The organism is Posidoniimonas corsicana, assembly GCF_007859765.1.
GTDB lineage: Bacteria > Planctomycetota > Planctomycetia > Pirellulales > Lacipirellulaceae > Posidoniimonas > Posidoniimonas corsicana.
In genome coordinates, this window is record NZ_SIHJ01000001.1 from 3,442,454 (window position 1) to 3,466,171 (window position 23,718).

At 68.1% G+C, this 23,718-nt stretch carries 19 protein-coding genes and 1 tRNA gene; 11 read left to right on the plus strand and 9 right to left on the minus strand.

Annotated features, from left to right (window positions below; genetic code table 11):
* The first annotated feature begins 131 nt into the window (after positions 1-131).
* Both KOR34_RS13190 and KOR34_RS13195 read left to right on the plus strand, forming a co-directional pair.
* Positions 132-1,334, plus strand: a complete 1,203-nt coding sequence (locus KOR34_RS13190; RefSeq protein WP_146565032.1) for a TlpA disulfide reductase family protein — start codon at positions 132-134, stop codon at positions 1,332-1,334.
* A gap of 92 nt (positions 1,335-1,426) precedes the next feature.
* Positions 1,427-3,631: a serine/threonine protein kinase gene (locus KOR34_RS13195; protein WP_146565033.1), complete on the plus strand. Its 2,205-nt coding sequence runs from the start codon at positions 1,427-1,429 to the stop codon at positions 3,629-3,631.
* Positions 3,632-3,792: 161 nt separating this feature from the next.
* Here KOR34_RS13195 and KOR34_RS13200 read toward each other — a convergent pair.
* The 5 genes from KOR34_RS13200 to KOR34_RS13220 all read right to left on the minus strand — a co-directional run bounded on the left by KOR34_RS13200 (position 3,793) and on the right by KOR34_RS13220 (position 5,806).
* Positions 3,793-3,865, minus strand: a tRNA-Asn gene (locus KOR34_RS13200).
* A gap of 72 nt (positions 3,866-3,937) precedes the next feature.
* Entirely contained in the window at positions 3,938-4,366 is a 429-nt protein-coding gene (locus KOR34_RS13205; protein WP_146565034.1) for an ATP-binding protein, read from the minus strand.
* 153 nt (positions 4,367-4,519) lie between these two features.
* Positions 4,520-4,873 carry an STAS domain-containing protein gene (locus KOR34_RS13210; protein WP_146565035.1) on the minus strand — a complete coding sequence of 118 codons (354 nt, stop codon included), beginning with the start codon at positions 4,871-4,873 and terminating at the stop codon, positions 4,520-4,522.
* 127 nt (positions 4,874-5,000) lie between these two features.
* Positions 5,001-5,294 carry a hypothetical protein gene (locus KOR34_RS13215; RefSeq protein ID WP_146565036.1) on the minus strand — a complete coding sequence of 98 codons (294 nt, stop codon included), beginning with the start codon at positions 5,292-5,294 and terminating at the stop codon, positions 5,001-5,003.
* 224 nt (positions 5,295-5,518) lie between these two features.
* Positions 5,519-5,806 (minus strand): hypothetical protein, encoded by a 288-nt coding sequence (locus KOR34_RS13220; protein ID WP_146565037.1) that lies wholly within the window; start codon positions 5,804-5,806, stop codon positions 5,519-5,521.
* Positions 5,807-5,981: 175 nt separating this feature from the next.
* Here KOR34_RS13220 and KOR34_RS13225 point away from each other — a divergent pair, with 175 nt between their 5' ends.
* Positions 5,982-7,550 carry an AMP-binding protein gene (locus KOR34_RS13225; RefSeq protein ID WP_197531388.1) on the plus strand — a complete coding sequence of 523 codons (1,569 nt, stop codon included), beginning with the start codon at positions 5,982-5,984 and terminating at the stop codon, positions 7,548-7,550.
* On the opposite strand, the gene KOR34_RS13230 is transcribed toward KOR34_RS13225, so the two are convergent.
* Positions 7,547-8,449 carry a hypothetical protein gene (locus KOR34_RS13230; protein WP_146565039.1) on the minus strand — a complete coding sequence of 301 codons (903 nt, stop codon included), beginning with the start codon at positions 8,447-8,449 and terminating at the stop codon, positions 7,547-7,549. The genes KOR34_RS13225 and KOR34_RS13230 overlap by 4 nt on opposite strands.
* A 289-nt stretch (positions 8,450-8,738) precedes the next feature.
* On the opposite strand from KOR34_RS13230, the gene KOR34_RS13235 reads away from it, so the two are divergent.
* A complete protein-coding gene (locus tag KOR34_RS13235; protein WP_146565040.1) occupies positions 8,739-9,833 on the plus strand; it encodes a HEAT repeat domain-containing protein in 1,095 nt (364 codons plus the stop codon).
* 44 nt (positions 9,834-9,877) lie between these two features.
* Here KOR34_RS13235 and KOR34_RS13240 read toward each other — a convergent pair whose 3' ends face one another.
* A complete protein-coding gene (locus tag KOR34_RS13240; RefSeq protein ID WP_146565041.1) occupies positions 9,878-11,146 on the minus strand; it encodes an SH3 domain-containing protein in 1,269 nt (422 codons plus the stop codon).
* A 211-nt stretch (positions 11,147-11,357) separates the two neighbouring features.
* On the opposite strand from KOR34_RS13240, the gene KOR34_RS13245 reads away from it, so the two are divergent.
* Together KOR34_RS13245 and hemL are read left to right on the plus strand one after the other, a co-directional pair.
* Entirely contained in the window at positions 11,358-13,133 is a 1,776-nt protein-coding gene (locus KOR34_RS13245) for a serine/threonine-protein kinase (protein WP_146565042.1), read from the plus strand.
* Positions 13,134-13,202: 69 nt separating this feature from the next.
* Positions 13,203-14,501, plus strand: coding sequence for a glutamate-1-semialdehyde 2,1-aminomutase (hemL, locus tag KOR34_RS13250; protein WP_146565043.1), 1,299 nt, complete (start codon positions 13,203-13,205; stop codon positions 14,499-14,501).
* Between the two features lie 8 nt (positions 14,502-14,509).
* Here hemL and tsaB read toward each other — a convergent pair whose 3' ends face one another.
* Positions 14,510-15,205, minus strand: coding sequence for a tRNA (adenosine(37)-N6)-threonylcarbamoyltransferase complex dimerization subunit type 1 TsaB (tsaB, locus tag KOR34_RS13255; RefSeq protein ID WP_146565044.1), 696 nt, complete (start codon positions 15,203-15,205; stop codon positions 14,510-14,512).
* 217 nt (positions 15,206-15,422) lie between these two features.
* Here tsaB and KOR34_RS13260 point away from each other — a divergent pair, with 217 nt between their 5' ends.
* The 3 genes from KOR34_RS13260 (at position 15,423) to KOR34_RS13270 (ending at position 20,505) form a co-directional block, all read left to right on the plus strand.
* Positions 15,423-16,190 (plus strand): metallophosphoesterase family protein, encoded by a 768-nt coding sequence (locus KOR34_RS13260; protein WP_146565045.1) that lies wholly within the window; start codon positions 15,423-15,425, stop codon positions 16,188-16,190.
* Between the two features lie 108 nt (positions 16,191-16,298).
* Entirely contained in the window at positions 16,299-18,713 is a 2,415-nt protein-coding gene (yidC, locus tag KOR34_RS13265; protein WP_146565046.1) for a membrane protein insertase YidC, read from the plus strand.
* Between the two features lie 406 nt (positions 18,714-19,119).
* Positions 19,120-20,505: a tRNA modification GTPase gene (locus tag KOR34_RS13270; protein ID WP_146565047.1), complete on the plus strand. Its 1,386-nt coding sequence runs from the start codon at positions 19,120-19,122 to the stop codon at positions 20,503-20,505.
* A 94-nt stretch (positions 20,506-20,599) separates the two neighbouring features.
* Here the strand turns inward: KOR34_RS13270 and KOR34_RS13275 are convergent, their stop codons facing one another.
* A complete protein-coding gene (locus KOR34_RS13275) occupies positions 20,600-20,905 on the minus strand; it encodes a hypothetical protein (RefSeq protein WP_146565048.1) in 306 nt (101 codons plus the stop codon).
* Between the two features lie 382 nt (positions 20,906-21,287).
* On the opposite strand from KOR34_RS13275, the gene KOR34_RS13280 reads away from it, so the two are divergent.
* Together KOR34_RS13280 and KOR34_RS26715 are read left to right on the plus strand one after the other, a co-directional pair.
* The gene (locus tag KOR34_RS13280) at positions 21,288-22,580 is read left to right on the plus strand and encodes a M20/M25/M40 family metallo-hydrolase (protein WP_146565049.1); all 1,293 of its coding nucleotides are present in this window, start codon (positions 21,288-21,290) and stop codon (positions 22,578-22,580) included.
* A gap of 229 nt (positions 22,581-22,809) precedes the next feature.
* Positions 22,810-23,706 (plus strand): hypothetical protein, encoded by an 897-nt coding sequence (locus KOR34_RS26715; RefSeq protein ID WP_197531389.1) that lies wholly within the window; start codon positions 22,810-22,812, stop codon positions 23,704-23,706.
* Positions 23,707-23,718 lie beyond the last annotated feature (12 nt).

Consider the following 23,718-nt stretch of genomic DNA (forward strand, 5'->3'; position numbering starts at 1 on the left):
GCGTTCATTGTGTACTAAGAAACGCCCTTTCGGGTACAACGGACGGACGCCTCCCACCGTACCGGCCGACGGCGAGATGATGCTCGCCTGCGCCAGTCTTGCGCCCCCTTTCAGCCCGCCTGAGGATCCATATGACACGTCAATTCAATCTCGCAGCGGTATTCTTGCTATTGGTGCTCATTCTAACCGCCCTAGCCTGCGGGCGTGTGACGGCCAGCGACGCGAAGCCCGAACCCGCGCCGGCCAGCAAGTCGATGTGGGACTTCCAGCCAGAGCTGACGGTGGGCGACGCCGCTCCCTCACTCGCCATCGAGCACTGGGTGCACGATGGCGGAGGGCGGTACCCCCACACGACCGAATTCGAGCCCGGCAAAGTCTATGTCGTCGAGTTCTGGGCAACCTGGTGCGGGCCCTGCATCGCCGCCATGCCGCACGTGGTCGAACTGCAGAAGGCGACCGCCGACCAGGGAGTTCAGATCATTTCGGTTAGCAATGAACCTCTTGAGCTCGTGGCGGCAATGATGGAGAAGCCGGTCCCCAGCGGCGAGGGCAAGACGTACAACGAGCTCACCTCCTCGTACTGCCTGACAACCGACCCGGATAGCTCGGTATGGGACGCCTACATGAAGCCGTCGGGAAGCTCGGGGATTCCCAACGCTTTCGTCGTTGGCAATGACGGCAAGATCGAGTGGGTGGGGCACCCGATGGCTCTCGATGATCCGCTCCAGCAGGTGCTCGCGGACAGTTGGGACCGCGACGCATTCGCGGACGAGTTTCTAACGCAGAAGCGGCTGCAGGCGGCCGCCACAAGCATCAGGAGCGTCGCACTGCAGGGAGACCTTGAGCGCGCGAGGTCGATGCTCAAGGAGCTAGTCGAGACGGCGCCCACGGCCGCCCTGGGCGAGCAGGCGTCGCAGCTGGACGCGATGCTGCGGTCGATCGAGTTCCAGAACGCGCTGCGGGGTGAGCCACAGAAGGCGATCGCGATGCTCACCAACTTGATCGAGGACGCCGACGACAAGGCGTCGAAGACAATGGAGCTATCGGTTGCGGTGCTGCACGCGGCCACGCCCGCCGGTCAGGTAGATCCGACCGTAGTGGAGTCGATGCTGGGGCACATCGGCACGGCGCTAGACGGGCAGCCGGGCCGGTACCAGCTTGGCTTAATGCTGATAACGTCGGAGCTACGCCAGCTTACCGGCGACCTGGACGGGGCGATCGCGGCCGTCAAGCAGGCGATCGACGCCGTCGGCCCCGATAGCCCACAGGCGTCGCGCCTCGAGGGGCAACTCAAAAAACTCCAGCAAAAGCAGTCCGCGGAGGGAGAGGGCTAGCACCGCCGGCGCCGCGGCGGGCGCCGGCTAGGGGAGGGGCAAACTCTTCGTATAATGAGGCCCCCTCCCACGAGGCCTGAGACTCCCCCCGCATGAGCAAGTCCCCATTCTCCCGCGTCCCAGGGCGTGCGACGGCTCCCGCTGCGCACATGACCTGGGCGTCCCGCACGGTTGCGGGCACCGTGGTCCGCACCCGCTTGTTCCTGAGCCGCCAGCTCTGGGTATGGCCGATCCTGGCCGTCGTGCTGCTGGCCGGGATTGGCTGGAGCGTGCACGGGTCCATCGAGCGGACGATGGAGGCCAACCTCCGGTCCGAGCTGAAGACCCTGCTCGACGTCGAGGTCGCGATGCTGCGCACCTGGCTGAGCTCGCAGGAGACCAACGCCAAGAGCACCGCCAGCGACGCCGAGGTGCGCCAGCTGGTGTCTCAGATCGCGGCGGCCAGCCTCGCCGCGGCCCCCACCGAGCCGGACATCGCCGAACTAACCGCCCAGCTCACGCGGCAGCTGCAGCCGGTGCTCAACGCCCACGACTACGAGGCCTACTTCATCGCGACGCGGAGCAAGGTGCTGGCGTCGGGGCGCAAGGAGGTCGTTGGCATGGCGGTGCCCACCGCCTTTCATGAGACGTTCGACCGAGTCTTCGACGGCGAGACCACCGTCACGCCCCCCTACCCGAGCATCCTCCCCCAACGCGACCTGACAGGGCGCGAGCTGCTGGGGGTGCCGGTGATGCTGATCCTTGCGCCGGTGGTGGACGACAATCTGCAGACGGTCGCCGTGCTGGGCCTGCAGCTCCGCCCGGAGAAGGGTTTCACACGCATCCTCCAGTTCGGCCGCCTTGGCAACTCGGGCGAGACCTACGCCTTCAACGAGGAAGGCCTGATGCTGTCCAACAGCCGCTTCGGAGAGGAGCTCGTGCTGCTGGGGCTGCTCCCCGACCTCCCCGAGTCGGAGTCGATCCTGCAGCTGCTGGTGCGAGACCCCGGCGGCGACATGACGCGCGGCTACCGCCCCACGGTACGTCGCACGGAGCTGCCGCCTACGCACATGGTGCAAGAGGCCATTGCCGGGCGCCCCGCAACCAACGTTGCGGGGTACAGCGACTACCGCGGGGTAAAGGTCGTCGGCGCGTGGGAGTGGCTGGACCAGTACCACTTTGGCGTCGCCACCGAGGTCGACTACGCCGAGGCGTTCCGCCCCCTGGCGATACTCAAGCGGACCTTCTGGGGGCTCCTACTGCTCCTGGCAGCAAGTTCAATCGCCATCTTCGTGTTCACGCTGCTGGTCGCCCGCGCCCAGCGTCGGGCTCGCGAGGCGGCGATTGAGGCCCGCGAGTTGGGGCAGTACAAACTTGAGGAGAAGTTGGGCGAGGGCGCGATGGGCGTCGTCTACCGGGGCCGGCACGCGATGCTCCGTCGCCCGACCGCCATCAAGCTCATCGACGCCGACAAGGTCACCGAAACATCTGTCGAGCGTTTCGAGCGCGAGGTCCAGATCACCGGCAACCTGAACCACCCCAACACGGTCGCTATCTACGACTACGGACGCACGCCCGAGGGCGTGTTCTACTACGCCATGGAGTACCTGGACGGCATCAACCTCCAGGCGCTAATCGACAAGTACGGCCCCCAGCCGGCCGGCAGGGTGGTGTACATACTCCGCCAGGTCTGCGGGTCGCTGTTCGAGGCGCACTCGGCCGGCCTGGTGCACCGCGACATCAAGCCCGCCAATATCATGCTCAACCGCCGCGGCGGCGAAGGCGACGTCGTCAAGGTGCTCGACTTCGGGCTCGTCAAGGACCGTGAGAACCGGTACGCCCGCGACAACGGCGGGATGGCCGGCACGCCGCTGTACATGTCGCCCGAGGCGATCCAGACGCCCGACGCCGTCAACGCCTGCAGTGACCTCTACGCGGTAGGGGCCGTCGGGTACTTCCTGCTCACCGGGCGGCCCGTGTTCGAGTCCGAGGACCTCGTAACCCTGTGCCGGATGCACGCGGTCGAACAGCCGGCGGACCCGTCGGTGCGTCTGGGCAAGCCGTTCGCGGCCGACGTCGTGCACGCGATTCTGTCGTGCCTGGAAAAAGACCGCGCCCGCCGTCCACAAACCGCTCGCGACCTGGCCAACATGCTGGACCGCTGCGAGTGCTCCCAGGACTGGTCCGTCGATCGGGCAGACATGTGGTGGAGCCGGCACGAGCGGGGGATGCCCCAAGAATCTGGCGCCGCCGCCCCTCCGGCTCACGTCAACGGTTCCAACCATTCGGACATGCAGCAGACGATCGACCTTTCGTGACGCAGGACGGGCAGTCCGCTGCGATGTGAACGCCTCCGGCGGCTGCCCGCACTAGACAGATTCGATCGAACGGCCCTGAAACGCTAAACGCCCGGCCGCCGATAGTTCGGCGCCGGGCGTCCGTTTGTTAGCGAGATCGGCCTGGAAAGAAGCCGTGGGAGCTCCCCCGGTAGGACTCGAACCTACGACAAAGCGGTTAACAGCCGCTTGCTCTACCAACTGAGCTACAGGGGATCGCTGGCGGGGCGGTTAACCCCTGACCAAAAAACTAATACTACCTAGGCCCCGAATCTCCATCAAGAGGTGTTACCCGTCGGATGGTTCGCGGTTTTTTTCCATAGTGATGCAGTTCCCGGCCTCGTTGTGCTCCACCCGGGTCATGTAGGCGTTGATCAGCATCATGCCCCGTCCGCCGTGGCAGGACAGGCCCTCGGCGGTTGTGCAGTCGGCCACCTCTCCGGGCTGGAACCCGTCACCCTCGTCCCGGATACGGATCCAGAACGACTCCTCGCTGAGCTTGCACTCAACCTCGACCGACTTCTCCTCATTTAGCTTATTGCCGTGCCGGATCGCGTTGGAGAGCGACTCCTCTAGCGCCATCTGGACGCCAAAGTAGTCTCGCCCGTCCCACCCGCGTTTCTTGAGCTCAGCGAGGATCTCGTCCATCAACGGGAGGTGGGCGCCCCGCTGGCTGGCGAGTGTCACGTCGGTAGTCCAAGCCCATTCTTGACCCACAGGGATCGACCTCAAGCAAGCTGCGGCGGTTCGCGTGATCAGCGGTGGTGCTTGGCGTCTTGCCGGGGACGAGGCGTCGGATCGTGACTTCCTCGCTCTTATTATAGCACCCGACGGGGGCCGGCGGCTGGTCGGGGAGGCGTTTGCCCGCGGTTATAGCACCGCCAGGGCGTCCGCCTCGTCGTCCTTGATCTTGAACAGCTTGGTCAGCTTGGTGATCGCGAACACCTCGTAGATCTCGGGGCGGATGTTCGTGAGGATCAGCTCCGCCCGGTGGTTCTTCACCTTCTTCTCGAAGCTGATCAGCTTGCCGAGGGCCGCACTGGACAGGAACTCGACATTCGAGAAATTCAGCACAATCTTCTTGCGTTCTTCTCGCTCGACCAGGTCGAAGAGCTCTTGCCCCAGTTCCTGGATCTCTTCCTCATCAATGATCTTCGAATCGGCGAATGTCACCACCGTGACCGAACCGGACTCGCTGAGCTTAACGCGGCGAAATGTGCTCATCTCGAACTGCAACCTTCAACCGAACTTGACGTAAACCGACTGGCGCAAAACCTTTGGGTCGATCATACCGGAGGCGACCCCGGTGTCAAGCGAATCCGGCGGCGGTGTGGTCCCGCCTCCCGACCGGCTAGTCGGGTTTCTTCATCGCGAGGCTGTGCAGGATCAGCACCGATCCCACAGAGATCAGGCACCAGCCGAGCCATTCGGGCGGCTTCACGGTCTTGCGGGCGCCGGTGATCCCCGCGGCGGTGCTCGAGATCGCAAGGGTCGGGGGCGCGCCGCCCTGCGCGACCGCGGCCGGCTTGGCCAGCATCTGGGTCACCTCGGGGGTGAGCACAAACGACGACACCATCCGCAGCTGCATGCCGATGAGCACCAGCAGGATGCCGGCAAAGAAGTACTGGTTACGATTCAGTTCCATGGCGCCGACCGCCCTTGCTCGGTTCCAAAGCGTTTGAACAGGACAACCGCGCCTACCGGGCGCGGTCGGAGCGGCGGCGGGCCTGCCCCGCGTCGCTCTACACCATAGGCATCGACGAGCGGACGTCCTTGCAACAAACTGCGCGCGAGGATAGGGCATCGCCCGGACGTAGCGTGCGTGCGGCGCATCCGGGTTTTGCGGGCGGCTCCTACGCGCGGCGTCAGCTACTCTGAACTGCGGCCCGGCAGCAGCTGGTTAACGCTATCGCCCACCGCGTCCTTCTTCAGCTCATCATCGCCGGACTTGATCACAGCCGCCGCCAGCTCGGGGCGCTTGGCCCAATCGCCCGCCCCGAAATCCCGCACGTCGACATAGGTGTCCTCAAGCGTGTGCGAGACCTTGGGGACCACCCGCCACCCCGACTCCGCCCGCAGGACGTGGTACGATCCGGCCAGGTGGTACAGGCCGAAACCGGCGACGACGCCCAACAGGAACGCGTAGATCTTGCCCATGGTTGCCTCTTCCCAATCGGGTTGTAGCGGATATCGGGCTAGGTCGGGCGGGCGGCCGCCACTATCCTAAGCGCCTCCGGCAGGCCTAACCGCCCCCGGCGGGCGGATCCGGACCGCCCCTGAGTCATTCCCTCTAGTCTAGCCCGATATTGCCAAGATGATTCCCCCCAGAGCCATGATTCGCGTCTGCCGCCGGGCGGGCTCGCGTTGGAAAGTCGCGGACTCAACGGGGGCCGACCTGACCGGCGTGCAGCTGCTCACACGCGCCCTCGTGCTGCGGCGGATGCTCCGGAGGGAGCTGCTCGGCGACGACGAGCGCTACGTCGGGGTGCTGCTGCCGCCATCGCTGGGGGGCGCGGTGGTCAACGCGTCGCTGGCTCTGGACCGGCGCGTCACCGCTAACCTCAACTACTCCGCGTCGTCGACGGTGCTGAACAAGTGCATCGCCAAGGCCGGCATCCGGCACGTGCTCACGAGCGAAAAGCTCTTGAGCAAAGTGGACCTGCAGCTCGACTCGAATGTCGTCTGCCTGGAAGACCTGGCGCCCAAGGTCTCGACCACCGACAAGCTGCTCGGCGCTGCGGCCGCCTACGCCATGCCGGCGGGCCTGCTCGACAAGATGCTCGGGCTGGACCGCGCCAACGAAGACGATGAACTTACGGTGCTGTTCACTTCCGGCTCGACCGGCGACCCCAAGGGCGTGGTGCTCACCCACCGCAACGTGGCGACCAACGTCTACGGCATGGAGAAGGCGATCCAGTTGAGCGAGAAGGACATCCTGCTCGGGATCCTCCCCTTCTTCCACGCGTTCGGGTACACCGTGACGCTCTGGGGCCCGCTGATGCTGGGCGTCCGCGCGGCCTACCACACCAACCCACTCGAGCCGAGGCAGGTGGGCAAGCTCGCCGGCGCGCGTGGCGCGACCATCCTGCTCAGCACGCCCACGTTCCTACGCTCGTACATGAAGCGTTGCTCGACGGACGACTTCAAGTCGCTCGAGATCGTCGTTGTCGGCGCCGAGAAGCTCCCGCAGGACCTGTCCGACCGGTTCGAGGCCAAGTTCGGGGTCCGACCGATCGAGGGCTACGGAGCAACCGAGCTCTCGCCCCTCGTGTCCGTCAACATCCCACCCACGCGCAAACGCAGCGACGAGGTCGGGCTCGTCGAGGGGAGCGTCGGCAAGCCACTCCCGGAGGTGAAGGCCAAGATCGTTAACCCCGAGACGATGGAGCCGCTTGGGACCGGCGAGGACGGGATGCTGCTCGTCACCGGGCCCAACCTGATGAAGGGCTACTTCAACGACGACGCCAAAACGGCCGAGGTGGTCCACGACGGCTGGTACGTCACCGGCGACATCGCGCGACTCGACGAGCAGGGGTTCATCCACATCACGGGTCGCCAGAGCCGATTCTCAAAGATCGCCGGCGAGATGGCGCCCCACGTCACTATTGAGGACGCGATCCAGTCGTTCGTCGCCGGCGAAGACGACGAATCGGTGCGGGCGGTGGTGTCGGCGGTCCCGGACGCCAAGAAGGGCGAACGGCTGGTGGTTCTGCACCTGCCAATGGACAAGACGCCCGACGACGTCCGCGCCCACCTCGCCAAGCAGGGGCTGCCCAACCTGTGGATCCCCAGCGCCGACAGCTTCGTGCAGGTCGACGAGCTGCCGTTGCTTGGATCCGGGAAGCTGGACCTGAAGCGGCTCGCACAGCTTGCGCTGGAGCTGAGCCCCCCGCGAGATTAACGCCCCGCCACTTCTTCCGGCTGCTGCAGCCTGGCCAGGCGGATCGGCCCCGCGGCGGGGTCCACCGACGCGTGCCGCGCGGCCGTCTCGCGGCACAGCACGGCAAGTTCTTCGCGGGTCTTGTCGTCGACCTTGTCGAGCCGCTGCGCCAGGTTGAGCAGTCCGTCGGGGCGCTGCTCGGCGGTGCGGGAGAACGTCGACACGAACTTCATCGTCTCGGTGAAGTTGTGGTCCGCCGATTTGACCAGCAGCGGCTTGAGCGTCTTTGCGATCAACTCGGTGCCGACATGCTCGAACCGGACAAATGAGTCTAGCCGCGCTGTCACGTAGTCGCGGCCGTCGGACTCGCGCCGCGACGCGGAGCGCAGCACCAGGACGCAGTGGGCGTCGATCGGTTCGGGCATCGGTCCGGCTTGGTACTGGCCGTCGGCGAACACCACGACCGTGTTGCGTGAATCGGGCTGGTAGTCGGCGTGCATCACACGCAGCGCGCCCTCCGCGCCCGCGCCGTCTTCGGCGTGGAACCGGTCTTCGGCGTGCCGCGTGAGCGACAGCTTGCTGACGCCCATCAGGTTCCAGACGTTGACCACCACCTCGGGGTGCTGCGAGAGGAAGTTGAACACCTGCGGGTCGCAGTCGAACGCGTGCGTCGGCGACCGGCGAAACAGGCTCGCCTTGCGCACCACGTACTGCGTTAGCCGCTGATCCTGGCGGGACAGCTTCGCCCACGGGATCTCACCACGCGCCTGCTCCATGACGTCGCGGCTCGAAGAGCCGTCCGCCACTTGGTTTGCAGCCGTGGCCCCGCTCGCGGCAAGGCCGAACGCCACGACGAAAGCGGCCGGCAGACCGACCCTGATAGCGCGGACCAGCCGCGGCGCGCAATGCGTCTCACTCAACGCCATGAATTCCCCCCCGGATGGCGCCCTGCACAGGCTAGCGGTAAAGCCGAAGAAAGCGAATAAGCTGACCTTGCCGCATCAGGTACTGGTTTCGGCGCCCGGCCGGCTGACGCGTGAGGCATTCTCCGATCTGTGATCACGGCGCGTGGTAGCACCGCACGACTCGCATCGGCTTGCTATTGCTCCCGCGGCGGCTGGCCAGCAGAATGCAGCCCCCTTATGCCGTTCCTCTGACACGCAGGTAGCGTCCATCACCGCCCCTCCAAACAACGCGGCTCGCCTTACAGTGCTAGCACTCGGTGTGGTGGTCGTGCTGGGCGGATGGTCGATCAGCCGACGGTACGTGGCGGGCGGCATCACCGCCCGCGCGATGAAGAACCCTGCAACGTCGCGATCCGCCATCAGCGAGCTAGCACAGCTGGGCGATAGCGCCCTGTCCGCGCTGCTCGACGCCGCAGTGAGTGACGACCGCGAGGTGGCCATCCCTGCCCGTGCGGAGTTAGAGGCAATGCTCGCGCGGTGGGCCGCCGGTCGGCCGGCGTCGTTCGAGTCGCGGTGCTCGCGGGTTATCCGCGGAGTCACCCACCGCGAGCCGCTGCTGACGCCATCAGGACGCGTGTGGGCCCGCCGGTTAGGCGATCAGGCCCTGCGGCTCATCGACCCCCACCAGGCGGGCGAGGACAGCGGTCTGCTATCCGATGTCGAACGTCTGTTCGCGGTGTCGCAGCAGACCAGCCAGTACCCGGACCAGCCGCTGCGGGCCCGGAGCATCCGCACCGTTAGGGTCAGCCCGCCGCGGCGCGCGCCGGCGAGTGTTGCGGCCTCGCCCAACCCACCAGTTCAGCAGGCGCCTCTAGCAGCGCCGGCGGAGGGGTCCGTGGCGGCTCCGCCGTTGACGGCCGCCGCCCCCGCGCCGCAACTGGACTCCCCCCTCCCTGCCGCGGAGCCGATCCCGTCAGAACCAACCGCGGTAGCCACCGGCCCCGCATCGCTTGATTGGCGGCCTCCTGCCCAAGCGGCGGGCGAGCCCACGGAGCCCCGTCGGCTCGTGCAATCCGATACGACGCCGGACGCGTCCACAGTACCCGCCTCGCCAACGCAGCCTGGCCTGTCCGCAGAGGTCATCGCTCTTCTCGAAGGCGACGATCGCGATAAGCTTCAACTCGTGGAGCAACTGCTCCGCGGCGAGCACGAGAACGCCGCCGCCATACTGCTGCGATTGGCCAAGGACCCGGCGCCGCGGGTCAGGCTATCGGCCATCTCGGCCCTGGGATCCTCCCCCAACCCGCGTCTGACCGAGGCGGCCTACCGGCTGGCGGTCCACGACGAGGACCCCAAGGTCGCGCGTCTGGCAAGCGAGCTGCAGAAGCTGCTGCGGTAGCGAGTGAGGTCTGGTATTCGCTGCAAGCGGGCGTCGCACCCGTGTCAGCGAACAGCCGTCGTCAACGAGGCCACGCGTTGCGCCGCGACGTGAGACCGCTGGTACTCCGGCATGTAGCCCTTCACGCCCTGCACGCCGACACGCTTGCCAATCAGCGATCCCAGGTTGAGGTCAGGACCGGCCGTGATAAAGCTGACGATCTCTCCGCTGGTGTCGACCAATGCGTACTGCGGAGCGTTGGGGCGTTTCGAGACCACCGGCCGGAGGGTGCCCACCGCATCGTAGCCCGATAGGGGCGTCACGCTCTCTGCGATTCGCTCGATCGTCGGCGGAGTCGCGTCGGGGGTTGAGCTCCTGGTTAGCCCCACCTGGGGGGCGACGCCTCGGGTCGCGCGGTAGCGGTTCGCGATGGACGCGAAACGGTCGACGCGGGCGGCCAGATCGCGGACGGCGTTCCGCTCCGACTCGTCGCCCGCCGCGGCGAGCATCTCGGCGGCGCGGCGTTCGATCTCGTCGAACCGCCAGAGGTTCGGACGCTCGGACACCTGACGGGAGAGCTCGACCTCGAGCGCTCCGAGCTGGTCACGGAACTCGCCGCTGAGGCGCGGGAGCATAGCAGTGGCTGCGGGTTGGTCGCCGGCTCCTGGCGGGCTGGCCGGAGGCAGCGGCTTGGCGCCGACCACCTCGGCGCCTGGAGCGTCGGCGGGCGGCGGTGCTTGCTCCGCCGGCGTTGTGTGGGCCGCCGCCTGCACCCAGTCACCCTGCTGGTTCTCCACGGCTGCAGACGAACCTTCAAGATCCCCGGCGGCCTGGTGGGTCGGATCCGTTGTCAAATCGGAGCGCCGCACCCAGCGGAACTCCCCCGACGGCGGCGCGATCTGCACCCAGTCAACGCCGTCGATCGGCTGCTCCGCGAGCACGCGCACGCGTTCGCCCTGGTCGAGTCGGACATGAACTGCGTCCCGACGGTTGTGCAGCAGGCTGCCAACGCGGGCGGGCGTCTGGTCGCGGGTCACCTCGGCGGTGCCGTCGCCCAGCAGCCGCAGAGCGCTCGCGGACGCCCAGCTGAAGCTGCCCTCGGGGGGACGCACCGCGCAGAAGCCGCTGGCGGTCTCCTCGTAAACCTGAACTCGGGCGCCGCGTGGCAACTCGGCGGTGTTGTAATAATGGGGGCCCGGGCCGGCGTACACGGTCGCCGCGGCGCCAATCACGGTAGCCTCGTAGGGGAACCCATCTTCGCCGCCGCGGGCCGCTCCCGGCAGCAGCGAGCAGGCGACGGCGATGGCGGCCAAGCGTGTGGATTGATCCAACATGGCGGTTCCTCCGATTCTCTTTCGCGGTGGGGTCGCCGCAAAAAGTAAAAGTACTCGCGGTGGGCTTGTAGGGGATCGCGCGGCTGTGCTCAAGAGCAGCGGGGCGGGACACTTGCGCCCGCTAGCATCCGCTGCCGGTTTGGTGGTTGGCCGGCAGCGCCGCTGCTAGGATGGATGCTGGCGCCGTCCTCGCATCCTGCACCAACCCTCTATGTCCGCACCGCAGCACCTTGGGCCGTACAAGATCGGCAAACAGCTCGGCAAGGGCGGGATGGGCGCCGTGTACGAGGCCACCAACGAGGAGACCGGCGAACGGGTCGCGGTCAAGACGCTGGCCGCCGAACTGGCCGGAGGCGAGGGGTTTCGGGAGCGGTTCCAGGCCGAGATTGAATCGCTCCGCACGCTGCGGCACCCGAACATCGTCCGCCTGTACGGCTACGGGGAGGAAGACGGGGTCCACTTCTACTCCATGGAGCTGGTCGACGGCGTCAGCCTTGAGGAGGAGCTTCGCCAGGGCCGCCGCTTCGACTGGCGAGAGGTGACCCGCATCGCCGTGCAGGTCAGCCGCGCCCTGAAGCACGCCCACGACCACGGCATCATCCACCGCGACATCAAGCCGGCCAACATCCTGCTGGCTGACGAACAGGTAAAGCTGGCCGACTTCGGCATCGCCCAGCTGTTCGGCGGCGCCAAGCTGACCACCGCCCGCGGGGTGGTGGGCACCGCCGACTTTATGTCGCCCGAGCAGGCCGGCTCCCGCCCCATCACCGACCGGTGCGACCAGTACAGCCTGGGCTGCGTGATGTACGCGTTGCTGGCGGGCAGGCCGCCATTCCGCGCGAAGGGCCTGCCCGAGATGCTGCAGCTGCAGCGGTACGCCGAGCCCGAACCGGTTTCTCGGTTCGCCCCCGGCACGCCCAAGCAGCTCGAGCGGGTGATCATGCAGCTGCTCGAGAAGTCCCCGAGGGACCGCTTCCCCAACGCGATGGCGCTCGCCAAGCACCTCGAGGCGATGAGCCTGGCGCTGTCTCGCCCCCCTCGGCCCGACACCGATTTCGACGTTCAGCCCGACGACGAGCCGGACGACAACCTTGACTTCGCCGAGACTCCGGCCGATGACGGCCACGCAGACGCCCCCAGCCTGCACGACTACGAGACCCTCGCGCCGCCCACCCGGGGTCCGTCGGATGTCTCGCTGGCCGTGCGGCCTTCGACCGTTGACCTCCCTGCCCCGCCGGCCGAAGAACGCGAGAAGCGGTTCACCCAGGTGGCCGACGAGCCGCTGCTCACCCAGGCCGAGCTCCGCCCACTGTGGCAGTCGCTGCTGCAAGGGGCGTTGCTGCTGGCGTTGGTGGTCGGCGGCGGCTGGGCGGTCGCCTGGGCGGTCTGGCCCGCCACCGCGGACCAGCTCTACGAGCGCATCACCGAGGCCGCCGCCGAGGGCGACCAGTCGCTGCTGGCCGCCGAGGACGACCTGCACTCCTTTGTCGAACGCTTCCCGGACGACCCGCGGGTCACGGAGCTCGCCCCGCTCGCCGAGCAGCTGGCGTTCGCCCGTACCGAGCGCCGCATGCTCGCCAAGCTGCGGCTCCGCGAGGCCAGCGACTCCCCCGTCGAGGCCCTCTACTTGCAGGCGATGCGTGCGGCCAAAGACGACCCGGAGCGGGCCTTGCGTGACATGCGGGCGATGATCGCGTTGCTGAGTCAAGAACCGCCTCCCGGCGCCGACGAGGACGCCGTTGCATTGCTGCAATTGGCGGAGCAGCAGAGCAACCGACTCGAGCGCCGCGTCGCCAGCCGCGCCAAGTCGCAGCTGCCGTTCCTGACGGAGCGGCTCGACGCGGCGCGGCGCCTGTCCGAGTCCGACCCCGCCGCGGCGCGGGAGATCTGTCAGGCGGTGGTGCAGCTCTACAGCGACCGCGACTGGGCGGACGCGCCCGTCGGCGAGGCGCGGGCGCTGCTGTCCGAACTCCAGGGCAGCCAGTAGACTTGCGGGTTGTGGGAACGATCCCCGCCGCGGCCCGGCGCCGCTCGTCAGCCAACCCAGGCGTTCCGCATGCCCAAGCTCGACCACTCCGCCAGCCACCAAGCCTTCGCCCGCGCCAAGCAGCTCATGCCGGGCGGCGTCAACAGCCCGGCCCGGGCGTTTGGCGCCGTCGGCGGCGAGCCGTTGCTCATCGCCAGCGCCGCGGGCGCCACGATGACCGACATCGACGGCAACCAGTACCTCGACTACGTCGGCTCCTGGGGCCCGATGATCCTAGGGCACGCCTACACGCCCGTGGTCGAGGCGGTCCAGGCGGCCGCCGCTGGCGGGACCAGCTTCGGCGCGCCGACCGTTGGCGAGAACGAGCTCGCCGAGCTGATTATCGAGTGCGTCCCCAGCGTCGAGCGGGTGCGGCTGGTCAACTCCGGCACCGAGGCGACCATGAGCGCGCTGCGACTCGCGCGGGGGTTCACGGGCCGACCGCTGGTGGTGAAGTTTGCCGGCAACTACCACGGACACGTCGACAGCCTGCTGGTGGCGGCCGGCAGCGCGGCGGCCACGCTCGGCGCGCCCAACTCGCCAGGCGTAACGCCCGGCGCCGCGGGCGACACGCTCGTGCTCCCCTACAACGACCCCGCCGCGTTGGACGACGCCTTCGGCCAGCACGGGCCGCAGATCGCCGCGGTCATCTTCGAACCGGTGTGCGGCAACATGGGGGTGGTGGCGCCGACACAGGCGTTCCGCGACGCGCTCGCCGAGCTCACCAAACAACACGGCGCGCTGCTGATCGCCGATGAGGTGATGACCGGCTTCCGGCTGTCGCTGGGCGGCGCTCAGCAGCTGCTCGGCATCACTCCCGACCTCACGACGCTCGGCAAGATCGTCGGCGGTGGCCTGCCGGTCGGCGCCTACGGCGGCCGCGACGACGTCATGTCGCACGTGCTGCCCGAGGGCAAGGTCTTCCAGGCGGGGACGCTCAGCGGCAACCCACTGGCGACCGCCGCGGGGTGCGCGACGCTCCGCGCCCTGCGCGACAACCCTCCTTACGAGCGGCTCGACGAGCTCGGCGCGATGCTGTACCGCGGGCTGCACCAGGCCGCCGAAGACGCCGGGGTCCCCCACTACGTAGCGCGGGTCGGCAGCATGGCCACGCTGTTCTTCGTCAACGAACCGGTCACGTCGTGGGACACGGCGAGCCGCTGCGACACCGCGGCGTTCGCCAAGTACTTCTGGTCGATGCTCAACCGCGGGATCTACTTGCCGTGCAGCCAGTACGAGGCAAACTTCATCTCGGCCGCGCACACTGAGGCGGACATCCAGCGGACGATCGACGCGGCCCAAGAGTCGCTGGCGGAACTGGCCGCCTGAACCGCGGGCTACGGCGCCCCCTGCCCCAGCCGCTTCTCTTCCGCCGCGCTCAGGCGGAAGTACCGCGGCAGCACCTCGGTCGCCGCGGCCAGCTCGCCCGCCGCGACCCGCGGCGCTGCCAACCGGGCGATCGTCTCGGCCTGTGGCGCCCAAGAACTCTCCTCGGCGACCGAAACCCCTTGTGGCAGCTCGCTGCGTAGCTTCCGCACCACCGGACCGGAAACCCACACCCCGGGCGAAAGTTCGGAAAGCCACTTGCTGGCGGGCAGCACCGCGACCTCGCCGCAGGCCCCGTCGGCGTCTACCGGGGCGGCGAACAGCTCGTTGCGCTGAGCGTCCATCACGACCCAGCCAGGACCACCGGCGCCGCCCGACTGCGCGGCGATGGCGTGCAGCGTGTTCACCTCCACCACCCCACACCCAGCCGCGTAGGCCAGCATTTTCGCCGCCGTGACGCCGATCCGCAGGCCCGTAAACGACCCCGGACCCGATGAAACCGCCACCGCGTCCAATTCGGCCAGGGGCCAGCTGGTCTTTTCGATCAGCTCCTTCAGGCAAGGCGCGAGCGACTGCGCCGAACGCACGCCCGCCGGCAGCGACGCCGGAATGGCGACCGGCTCGCCCCCCGGCCCGTCCCCTGACTCGATGCTCAGGGCACACAGCGACCCAACCCGCTCGGAAGTCTCGATGGCGATCAGTTTCACGCTGGCATGCTCGCTTTACGGCCCGGCGGCCGCCTTGACCGAAGTCGCTAGTGAATCTAGGCTTAAGGGCTCTTGTGAGGTAGCTGACCGACGGGCGATCGTCCCCGCGAGTCGTCCCTGTGGGTCGCCTGGCGGGCGTCTCGGGTGGTCGGCGGGCCTGCTGGCCTAGCGTAACCATGTTGATCGACGAACGCCCGTTGCGAAAGGCGCCGAGGCTTTGAGACGCGCAATCATCAGCGACATCCACGGCAACTTCGAGGCGCTCTCCACCGTGCTCGACCACATCGGGCAGCAGGACGTCTCGGAGATCTTCTGCCTGGGCGACATCATCGGCTACGGCCCCAACCCGTGCGAGTGCCTGGACCTGGTGATGCGGCGGACCAAGGTCTGCCTGCTGGGCAACCACGACCAGGCCGCGCTGTTTGACCCCGAGGGCTTCAACAGCGGCGCCGAGCGCGCGATCTTCTGGACCCGCGACCAGCTGGAGAACGGCTCGGGCGCGCGTGTGGACATCGACGCCCGCTGGGACTTCCTGGGCGGCCTGCCCCGCACGCACCGCGACGGCCCGTGGCTGTTTGTGCACGGCTCGCCCCGCAATCCGGTGAACGAGTACGTCTTCCCGGAAGACATCTACAACCAGAAGAAGATGGAGAAGCTCTTCAGCCTGGTTGAGAAGGGCTGCTTCCAGGGGCACACCCACGTGCCCGGCGTGTTCACCGAGAGCCGCACGTTCCTCACCCCGGAAGAGGCCGAGTTCAAGTACACGGTCGGCGAGCAGAAGTTCATGGTCAACGTCGGGTCGGTGGGGCAGCCGCGCGACGGCGACCCGCGCTCCTGCTACGTGATCCTGGAGTACGAGCCGGGCGGTTCGGCCACCGTCACCTTCCACCGCGTCGACTACGACCGCGGCGCCACGGCCGACAAGATCTACAACATCCCCGACCTGGATAACTTCCTCGGGGACCGCATCAAGCAGGGACGCTGATAGCTCCTCCCCACGGCGGGCGGCTGACAGGCGAACCCCGCTCGGGGGCCGCCGTCTGTCCCGACCAACCACTCCCCCACCTACCTCAACCGCTAGCCCCCCACCATCATGAGGCGGAGCCCCGCAGACCCCAACCAGCCGCAGGACCAGCGGCTGTTCATGTTCCTCCTGCTGGCGGCGTCGATGGCGATGCTCTGGGGTTCGATGAACCAGCAGCCGCCGGTGCAGCAGCCCGATCAGGCCGCCGCCGAGCAGGCCGACGCCCCCGCCGACGGCCAGCCCGATCCCACCGGCGACGACGCCCCTCCCCCTGTCAGCCCCGGGGCTGACGCCGCCACAGCCGGCGGCGACGAGCCCGACGCGCCCGCCATCGAGGACGCGCCGCTGGCCGAGCCGCAGTCGCTCACGCTCGGCTCCGCCGCGTCCGGCGGCCAGTACCGGATGCTGATGACCCTGACCAACGAGGGCGCGGCGATCAACCGGATCGTGCTCTCCTCGGACGACATCTCGGAGATCGACAACCACCACGGCAGCCTCGGCGTGCACGACACCTCCGAAGCCGAGCCCGGAGTGCGGCTCGACCTGGTCGGGCCGGGAACGGCCGCGGCCGAGGCCGGCCTCCGCTCGGGCGATGTCGTCACCGGCGGCACAGGCGGCGGCAAGCTGAAGGACACCGAATTCCCCGACGCCCAGGCCATGGCCAACTGGCTGGGCCGCAGCAAGCCGGGCGACAAGGTGACGCTGCGCGTCGCCTCGGGCGAGGGCCCCCGCGAGGTCGAGGTCACGCTCCGCCGCCCCGCCCTGCAGCTGGTCCGCCCCGAGAGCGAGAACATCCTGCAGCACCAGGACAAGCTGCCCGTAGACTACGCAGACGTGCCGTCGCTCGTGGTGCGGCTGACCAGCATGGGCGGTCAGGACGCCAAGTCGGCGCTGGTCGCGGCCGCGAACGAGCGGCTGCAGTCCGGCGGATGGACCGTCGACCAGAGGGGCGACGCGTCCGTCGCGTTCACCATGCGCCTGGCCGACCTCGGGCTGGAGGTCGTCAAGACGTACACCCTGGCCGAAGTCCCGGAGGACCAGGTCGGCAACGTCGACTACCGCGGCTACCACTTCGATTTCTCCATCGAGGTCCGCAACCTGCTCGACCAAGAGCAGAAAGTCTCCTACGAGTTGGAGGGCCCCAACGGCCTGCCGATCGAGGGCTTCTGGTACGCGAACAAGATCGGCCGCAAGGCCAACGGCAACGGCGCCTGGGGCGCGGTCGGCCTGCGCGACGTGATCGCGCGGTACGAGAACGGCCCGGTCTCGCAGCTCAACCCCGCGCAAATTATCGACGGCGACTACGAGCCCTTCGGCGACGGCTCGCCGCTGGCCTACATCGGCGTCGACGCGCAGTACTTCGCGATGATGCTGATCCCCCAGAAGCAGCAGCTCGACGACAACTGGTTCGACTTCGGCGAGGCTGTGCTCGCCACGCCCGAGCTCGGCAAGCGGGGCCGCGTCACGCTCAACAACCCCACGTTCACCCTCACCCGCACGCCGGTCACGCTGGCCGCCGCCGGCGGCGACGCCGCCGCCCGCACCGACGCGTTCACCGTATTCGCCGGTCCCAAGCGGCCGGAGCTGCTCTCGCAGTACCAGCCCGAGGGCGCCGAGAGCTACAGCCTGAAGAACATCCTGTACTACGGCTGGTTCGGCCCGGTGGCCAAGCTCATGCTCGGCATCCTCCACATGTTCTACGCGGTGGTTCGCAACTACGGCGTGGCGATCGTGCTGCTGACGGTGCTCGTGCGGCTCTGCATGTTCCCCATCAGCCGCAAGCAGGCGATGAACATGGTGAAGATGCAGGAGCTGAAGCCCGAGATCGACCGCATCGCTGAGAAGTACAAGGACGACATGCAGAAGCGGACGCAGGCCCAGCAGGAGTTGTTCAAGAAGCACAACTTCCACCCCATGGGCGGCTGCCTGCCGATGTTCTTCCAGCTTCCCATCTTCCTCGGCCTGTACCGGGCCCTGGCGGTGGACGTCGAGCTGCGCGAGGCTTCGCTGCTGGGCGACTGGACCCGCTTCTGCTCCAACCTGGCCGCGCCCGACATGTTCTACGACTGGTCGTGGCTGATGCCCCAGTGGGTGAACAACGGGTACCTGCCCAGCATCATGGGCATCTTCGCGGTCGGCCCGTACTTCAACCTGCTGCCGGTCGTGACCGTCTGCCTGTTCCTCCTGCAGCAGAAGCTGTTCATGCCCGAGGCCACCACCGAGCAGGCCATCCTCCAGCAGAAGATGATGAAGTACATGATGGGCTTCATGGGCCTGATGTTCTTCAAGGTGCCCAGCGGGCTGTGCATCTACTTCATCACCTCCAGCCTGTGGGGCATCGCCGAGCGGAAGCTCGTGCCGCCCCCCAAGCCGGCCGAAAACCCCGCAGCGTTCTCCAAGCCGACCCCTCCGCCCAAGAAGCCCGCCCAGGGCGGCGGCGGACAGTCGAACAAGAAGAAGCAGCAGAAAAAGAAACGCCGCTAGGCGGCCGCCCGGCAGTTTTTTGTCCGCCGAGTTTTGTCCAAAAACACGAACGGAGCGGACAAAACTCAGGGCGTATCTTGGCCCTGATTCTTCGCAAGTGCTTTTGAATTAAGGCATTGCCGTGTTTTCCTCCCGGCAGGGCGGCGGGGTTTTGTCCGATTCTGGTCGCGCGGAGGGGACATTACCCCGCGGCGACAAGCTCGCACTCACCTCACCCGCGTGTGTATCGAGCCCGCCGCAGACCGCGCTCCGTGTTCTATTGGAAGGCCTGCGGTGGCCGGTTTCTACTAAGAACCGGCCGGATTCCGCGATCGAGAATCTCGTCGACACGGGCGCGCGTCCGTAGCCGGCCGCGCCGTCGTTGGCTAGAACGAGTGGGACACCACAAGCCAGAGCCCCGCCTCCGATGCTCCCCGACGAGAACGACACCATCGCCGCCATCGCCAGCGCACGCGGCCCCGCCGCGCGGGGCGTGGTGCGGCTGGCGGGCCCCGACACCCTGAGCGTGGTGGCGCGCTGCGTCGACGCCGCGTCTGCCGCTCGGCTGACCTCGGCACGGCGGCCGGAGGTGATCGAGTCGGCCCGGCTGACGGCGGAGGTTGCCGGCGTCGTCCGATCGATCCCGGCCGACCTCTACGTCTGGCCCGGCGCCCGCAGCTACGTGCGGCAGCCGTCGGTCGAGCTACACCTTCCCGGTTCGCCGCCGCTGCTGGAGTGCGTGCTGCAGACGCTGTGCGCCCAGGGCGCCCGCCTGGCGGCGCCGGGCGAGTTCACCCTCAGGGCCGTGCTGAGCGGGCGGATCGACCTCACCCAGGCTGAGGCCGTACTCGGCGTGATCGACGCCCGCGGCGAGTCCGACCTCAATGCCGCGCTGCGGCAGATGGCGGGCGGGCTGGCCGGCCCGCTCGGCGGCGTGCGCGAGGACCTGCTGTCGCTGCTGGCCGACCTCGAGGCGGGCCTCGACTTTGTCGACGAAGAAGACGTCACGTTCGTCGCGCCGGACGAGGCCCTGCGCAGGCTCGGCGAAGCGCGGTCCCACGTCGCGGCCGCCGCCCGGCAGGCCGCCGACCGCGCGACCGACGGCGAGGCGCCGCTGGCGGTCATCACCGGACCGCCCAACGCCGGCAAGAGCACGCTGCTCAATGCGTTAGACCGCCTGGCCGGCGTCACGCCCGGCGCGCCGCCGGCGATCGTCTCCGACCGCGCCGGCTCGACCCGCGACCTGGTGAGCCGCCTGCTGAGCGTCGACGGCCTCACGCTCGAGCTGGTCGACACCGCCGGCGAGGTCGCCGTCACCACCAACCGCTCGATCGAAGACGCCGCCCAGTCCGAACGCCGGCGGGCGCTCGAAACCGCCGCGGTGGTGATCGACTGCCGCGCGGCCGACGCCACGGGTCCGCCATCGCCAACACCACCGACGCCGGCCGCACAGACGCGGCTGCAAGTCCTGACCAAGGCCGACCTGACCGACAGCCCCCCGCCGCCTGGCCGCCTCGCGGTCAGTGCGCAGAGCGGCCAGGGCCTGCGCAAGCTGCTGCAAGAAGTGGGAGCGGCGGCCCACCAGACCGCCGGCGACCGGATGGTCGCCTCGACCGCCAACCGCTGCCGCGAGGCGCTCCGCGATGCCGAAACGGCCCTGGCCCGCGCCGAGGAACTCGCGCCCGCCGGCGCCGACGACCTGGTGACGCTCGAATTGCGCACGGCGCTCGATGCACTAGGCCGTGTGCTGGGCGACGCATCGAACGAGGAGGTCCTGGACCGCATCTTCAGCCGCTTCTGCATCGGCAAGTGAATCTGCGTGGCAGCGACAATCGGCCGATAGGAGCCGGCTCGGCAGCAGTCCCAACCCCGGCCGACAGTCGCTGCCACCCGAGTCTGGTCCTAGCCTATGCCAAACGGGCCAATATTTGGTCGTAGAGCTGTCGCCAGCGTGGGTCGTCTTTGAAGTAGATGTAGGCCGGGTCCCAATCTTCAATCTCTTGGTCTAGATAGTCAGACTCGGCCAAGCAGTTTTCGAGAGCGAGCGCCCGCTTCCGATACTGCAAGAGCCGACTCTTGGTGAGTGTCGCCAGCTCCGCTTCGTCCAATGGCTTGAGGCGTCTGGCAGGACGCATCGTTAGCGCATCCGGGCCTAGCTCATCAAGCTCCGACTGCGTCAGGTCGCGATACTTGTACTTGACTACAAGGGGCATTGAAGGGCTTCGCAGGGTAGCAGCGATATTCGGCCGGGAGCGATCCGGCCAGTGTGAAGTTTGTTTCGGCCGATTGTCCGTGTCGCTTGCGACAATCGGCGTTAAGGTGTCCAGTCGAATCGGCAAGACCTCTTGGGCTGCACCCACCGACAATCGGCCGACGGGAATCGGTACCGACGGCAACGCAAACTCCAGCCCACTGTTGCTGCCACTCCGGAACCTAGGCAGACTCTGCCGGTAGTGACGCCGCTGTTATGCTGCTTCTAACGGGTTCGGCAATCGCGTAAGGCCTGCGGGCGGGGCGGCGGTCGATACCCGACCTGAATCAGCCAACGGCGTGGCGACGCCCGGCGCTGTGTCGTCATGCCCAGAGGACAACTCGGTGAGTCTCACCAAACAGACGCTGCAGCTCGCCCTGATGGCCAGCCTGCTGTGCGCCCCCGCCCCCGCTGAGGAGCACGCCAAGATGGCGGCGCTGGCCTCGATCCGGGCGGACGAGGCGTTGGCCCACCTGGAGGTGCTCGCCTCGGACGCGATGGAGGGCCGCCGGGCCGGCGCCCGCGGCGGCCGCGCGGCCGCGTCCTACCTGGTCAAGCAGCTCCAGGAGATGGGCTGGCAGGGCGGCGGGACCGAGGACGAGTTCTACCAGCCGTTCCCGGGCGGCCGGCGGAATGTGCTGGCTATCTGGCCCGGCAGCGACGAGCAGCTCAAGAACGAGCACGTGCTGATCGGCGCCCACTACGACCACGTCGGCTACGGCGACCGCCGCACCAGCTTCGGCCCGATCGGCTACATCCACAACGGCGCCGACGACAACGCCAGCGGCGTGGCGGCCGTGCTCGAATTCGCCCAAGCGGTCGCGCTGCACGACATCCGACCCCGGCGGTCGCTGATCATCGCGTTCTGGGACGCCGAGGAGCTGGGGCTGCTGGGCAGCCAGCACTGGTGCAACCGGCCGACCGTGCCGATCGAGCAGGTGCCGCTGTCGATCAACATCGACATGGTAGGCCGCATGCGCGAAGACCGCCTGGAGGTTAGTTGTACCCGCACGGGCGTCGGCCTGCGGAGGCTGGCCAGCGTGGCCGCCGACCAGGGGCTGTGGCTCGACTTCACCTGGGAGCTGGAGGACAACAGCGACCACTGGAACTTCCTCAAGCGGCGCGTGCCCACGCTGATGCTGCACACCGGTCTGCACGACGACTACCACCGCCCCAGCGACGACGTCGGTGAGATCAACACCGAGGGCGTGCGGCTGGTCTCGCGTTACCTGTTCGACCTGGCCACCACCGCGGCCGACGCCGACGCGCTGCCCGCGTTCCGCTGGCAGGGCATGAACGAGGGCAAGTCGCTGCAGGCCCGCCGCGAGCGGCCCCTGCCGCCGCTGCCGGCCGACGCGCCCCGGCCGCGGGTCGGCATCTCCTGGCGGGCCGACGACGCCGAGCCCGGCACGGTATTCCTGACCCGGGTGGCGGCCGACTCGCCCGCCGCCGCGGCCGGGCTGGAGCTGCACGACCGCGTGCGGATGATCGACGGAGAGACCTTCGCCGACTCCCGCCAGTTCGAGACCCTCCTCATGCAGCGGCTGGCCGAAGACGCCGCGGAGATCGCCCTGCAGATCGAGCGGCAGGGCCGGGTGGAGCGGGTGGTGATCGCGGGGATCCAGCCCGCAGGCTGAGCCCCCCGGCGGCGCCCCTCCCGCGGCGGGCGCCTGGCCGCAACCCCGGGCCCCGGAGGCCCTTAGGCCGTCAGCCGGCGGGCGAAATTCGCCCAGATTGCTTGGTTTTACCAGGCCCGCTGATTATGCTGGACGCAGGCGAGGGGAAGATCCCCCTCGGTCCGCTGAGCGTACCTGCTGTCCCCTCCCGCTGCTCTCGGCAGCGTCTGCGTTACTCCGGAGTCCTGAAATGGTTTCCCGCTTGCTACTTGGCGTCCTCACGATCGCTGGCCTGCTGATAACCGGCGCCGCGCACGCGGCCGATTCGGCCAAAGCGCCCGCAACGGTGAACCCACCGGCCGAGATCGACCTGTTCGACGCCATCGAGAGCGGCGACGTGGACGTCAAGTTCGTCGCGAAGAGCGACCGCGAAGCCAAGATCATCATCGCCAACAAGACCAAGAACCCGGTCGCGTTGAAGCTGCCCGAGGCGTTCGCCGGAGTGCCAGTGGCCGCCCAGTTTGGCGGCGGCGGCGGTGGCCTGGGCGGCGGTGGTTTCGGCGGCGGTGGTGGCGGCGGCGCCCAGTCGGTCGGCGGCGGCCTGGGCGGCGGTGGCGGCGGCCTGGGCGGCGGCGGCGGCGCCTTCAGCATCCCGGCCGAGAAGGTCGCGAAGCTGGACGTGGCGGTGCTGTGCCTGGAGCACGGCAAGCGTGACCCGTCCTCGAGCAAGCCCTACGAGATCCGCCCGGTCGACCAGGTCGTGGACCGCCCGGAAGTGGTCGAGCTGCTGACCGCGTTCGGCACGGGCAAGCTGGACCACGGCGCCGCTCAGGCGGCGGTCTGGAACCTGAACAACGACCTCTCCTGGACCGAGCTGGCCCAGAAGCTGACCGGCACGGCCCGCAGCTCGGTCCGCAACCGCTACTTCACCAGCCAGCAGATCAACGCCGCGATGGCCTACGCCAAGGAGTCGACCCGGCTGGCCAACGAGCGTCGCAGCTCGGCGAGCGAGTCGTCGCTGGCCAGCAGCTACTCGGCCAGCGAGTCCACCGTGCAGGTCGAGAGCGAGTTTGGAACTTCCGACGAGAAGCCGGCCGACTCCGCCGAAGAAAAAGCCGACGAGTCGACCGACGACGCCGCTGAGTAGCGGCCGGTCGAC

What these genes read in the sequence shown, in the direction of transcription:
- KOR34_RS13275 (WP_146565048.1), bottom strand. Translation starts at nt 20,905, where the DNA reads ATGCCCCTTGTAGTCAAGTACAAGTATCGCGACCTGACGCAGTCGGAG.
- KOR34_RS13190 (WP_146565032.1), top strand. Translation starts at nt 132, where the DNA reads ATGACACGTCAATTCAATCTCGCAGCGGTATTCTTGCTATTGGTGCTC.
- KOR34_RS26715 (WP_197531389.1), top strand. Translation starts at nt 22,810, where the DNA reads ATGGTTTCCCGCTTGCTACTTGGCGTCCTCACGATCGCTGGCCTGCTG.
- KOR34_RS13240 (WP_146565041.1), bottom strand. Translation starts at nt 11,146, where the DNA reads ATGTTGGATCAATCCACACGCTTGGCCGCCATCGCCGTCGCCTGCTCG.
- yidC (WP_146565046.1), top strand. Translation starts at nt 16,299, where the DNA reads ATGAGGCGGAGCCCCGCAGACCCCAACCAGCCGCAGGACCAGCGGCTG.
- KOR34_RS13215 (WP_146565036.1), bottom strand. Translation starts at nt 5,294, where the DNA reads ATGGAACTGAATCGTAACCAGTACTTCTTTGCCGGCATCCTGCTGGTG.
- KOR34_RS13270 (WP_146565047.1), top strand. Translation starts at nt 19,120, where the DNA reads ATGCTCCCCGACGAGAACGACACCATCGCCGCCATCGCCAGCGCACGC.
- KOR34_RS13220 (WP_146565037.1), bottom strand. Translation starts at nt 5,806, where the DNA reads ATGGGCAAGATCTACGCGTTCCTGTTGGGCGTCGTCGCCGGTTTCGGC.
- KOR34_RS13245 (WP_146565042.1), top strand. Translation starts at nt 11,358, where the DNA reads ATGTCCGCACCGCAGCACCTTGGGCCGTACAAGATCGGCAAACAGCTC.
- hemL (WP_146565043.1), top strand. Translation starts at nt 13,203, where the DNA reads ATGCCCAAGCTCGACCACTCCGCCAGCCACCAAGCCTTCGCCCGCGCC.
- KOR34_RS13225 (WP_197531388.1), top strand. Translation starts at nt 5,982, where the DNA reads ATGATTCGCGTCTGCCGCCGGGCGGGCTCGCGTTGGAAAGTCGCGGAC.
- KOR34_RS13195 (WP_146565033.1), top strand. Translation starts at nt 1,427, where the DNA reads ATGAGCAAGTCCCCATTCTCCCGCGTCCCAGGGCGTGCGACGGCTCCC.
- KOR34_RS13210 (WP_146565035.1), bottom strand. Translation starts at nt 4,873, where the DNA reads ATGAGCACATTTCGCCGCGTTAAGCTCAGCGAGTCCGGTTCGGTCACG.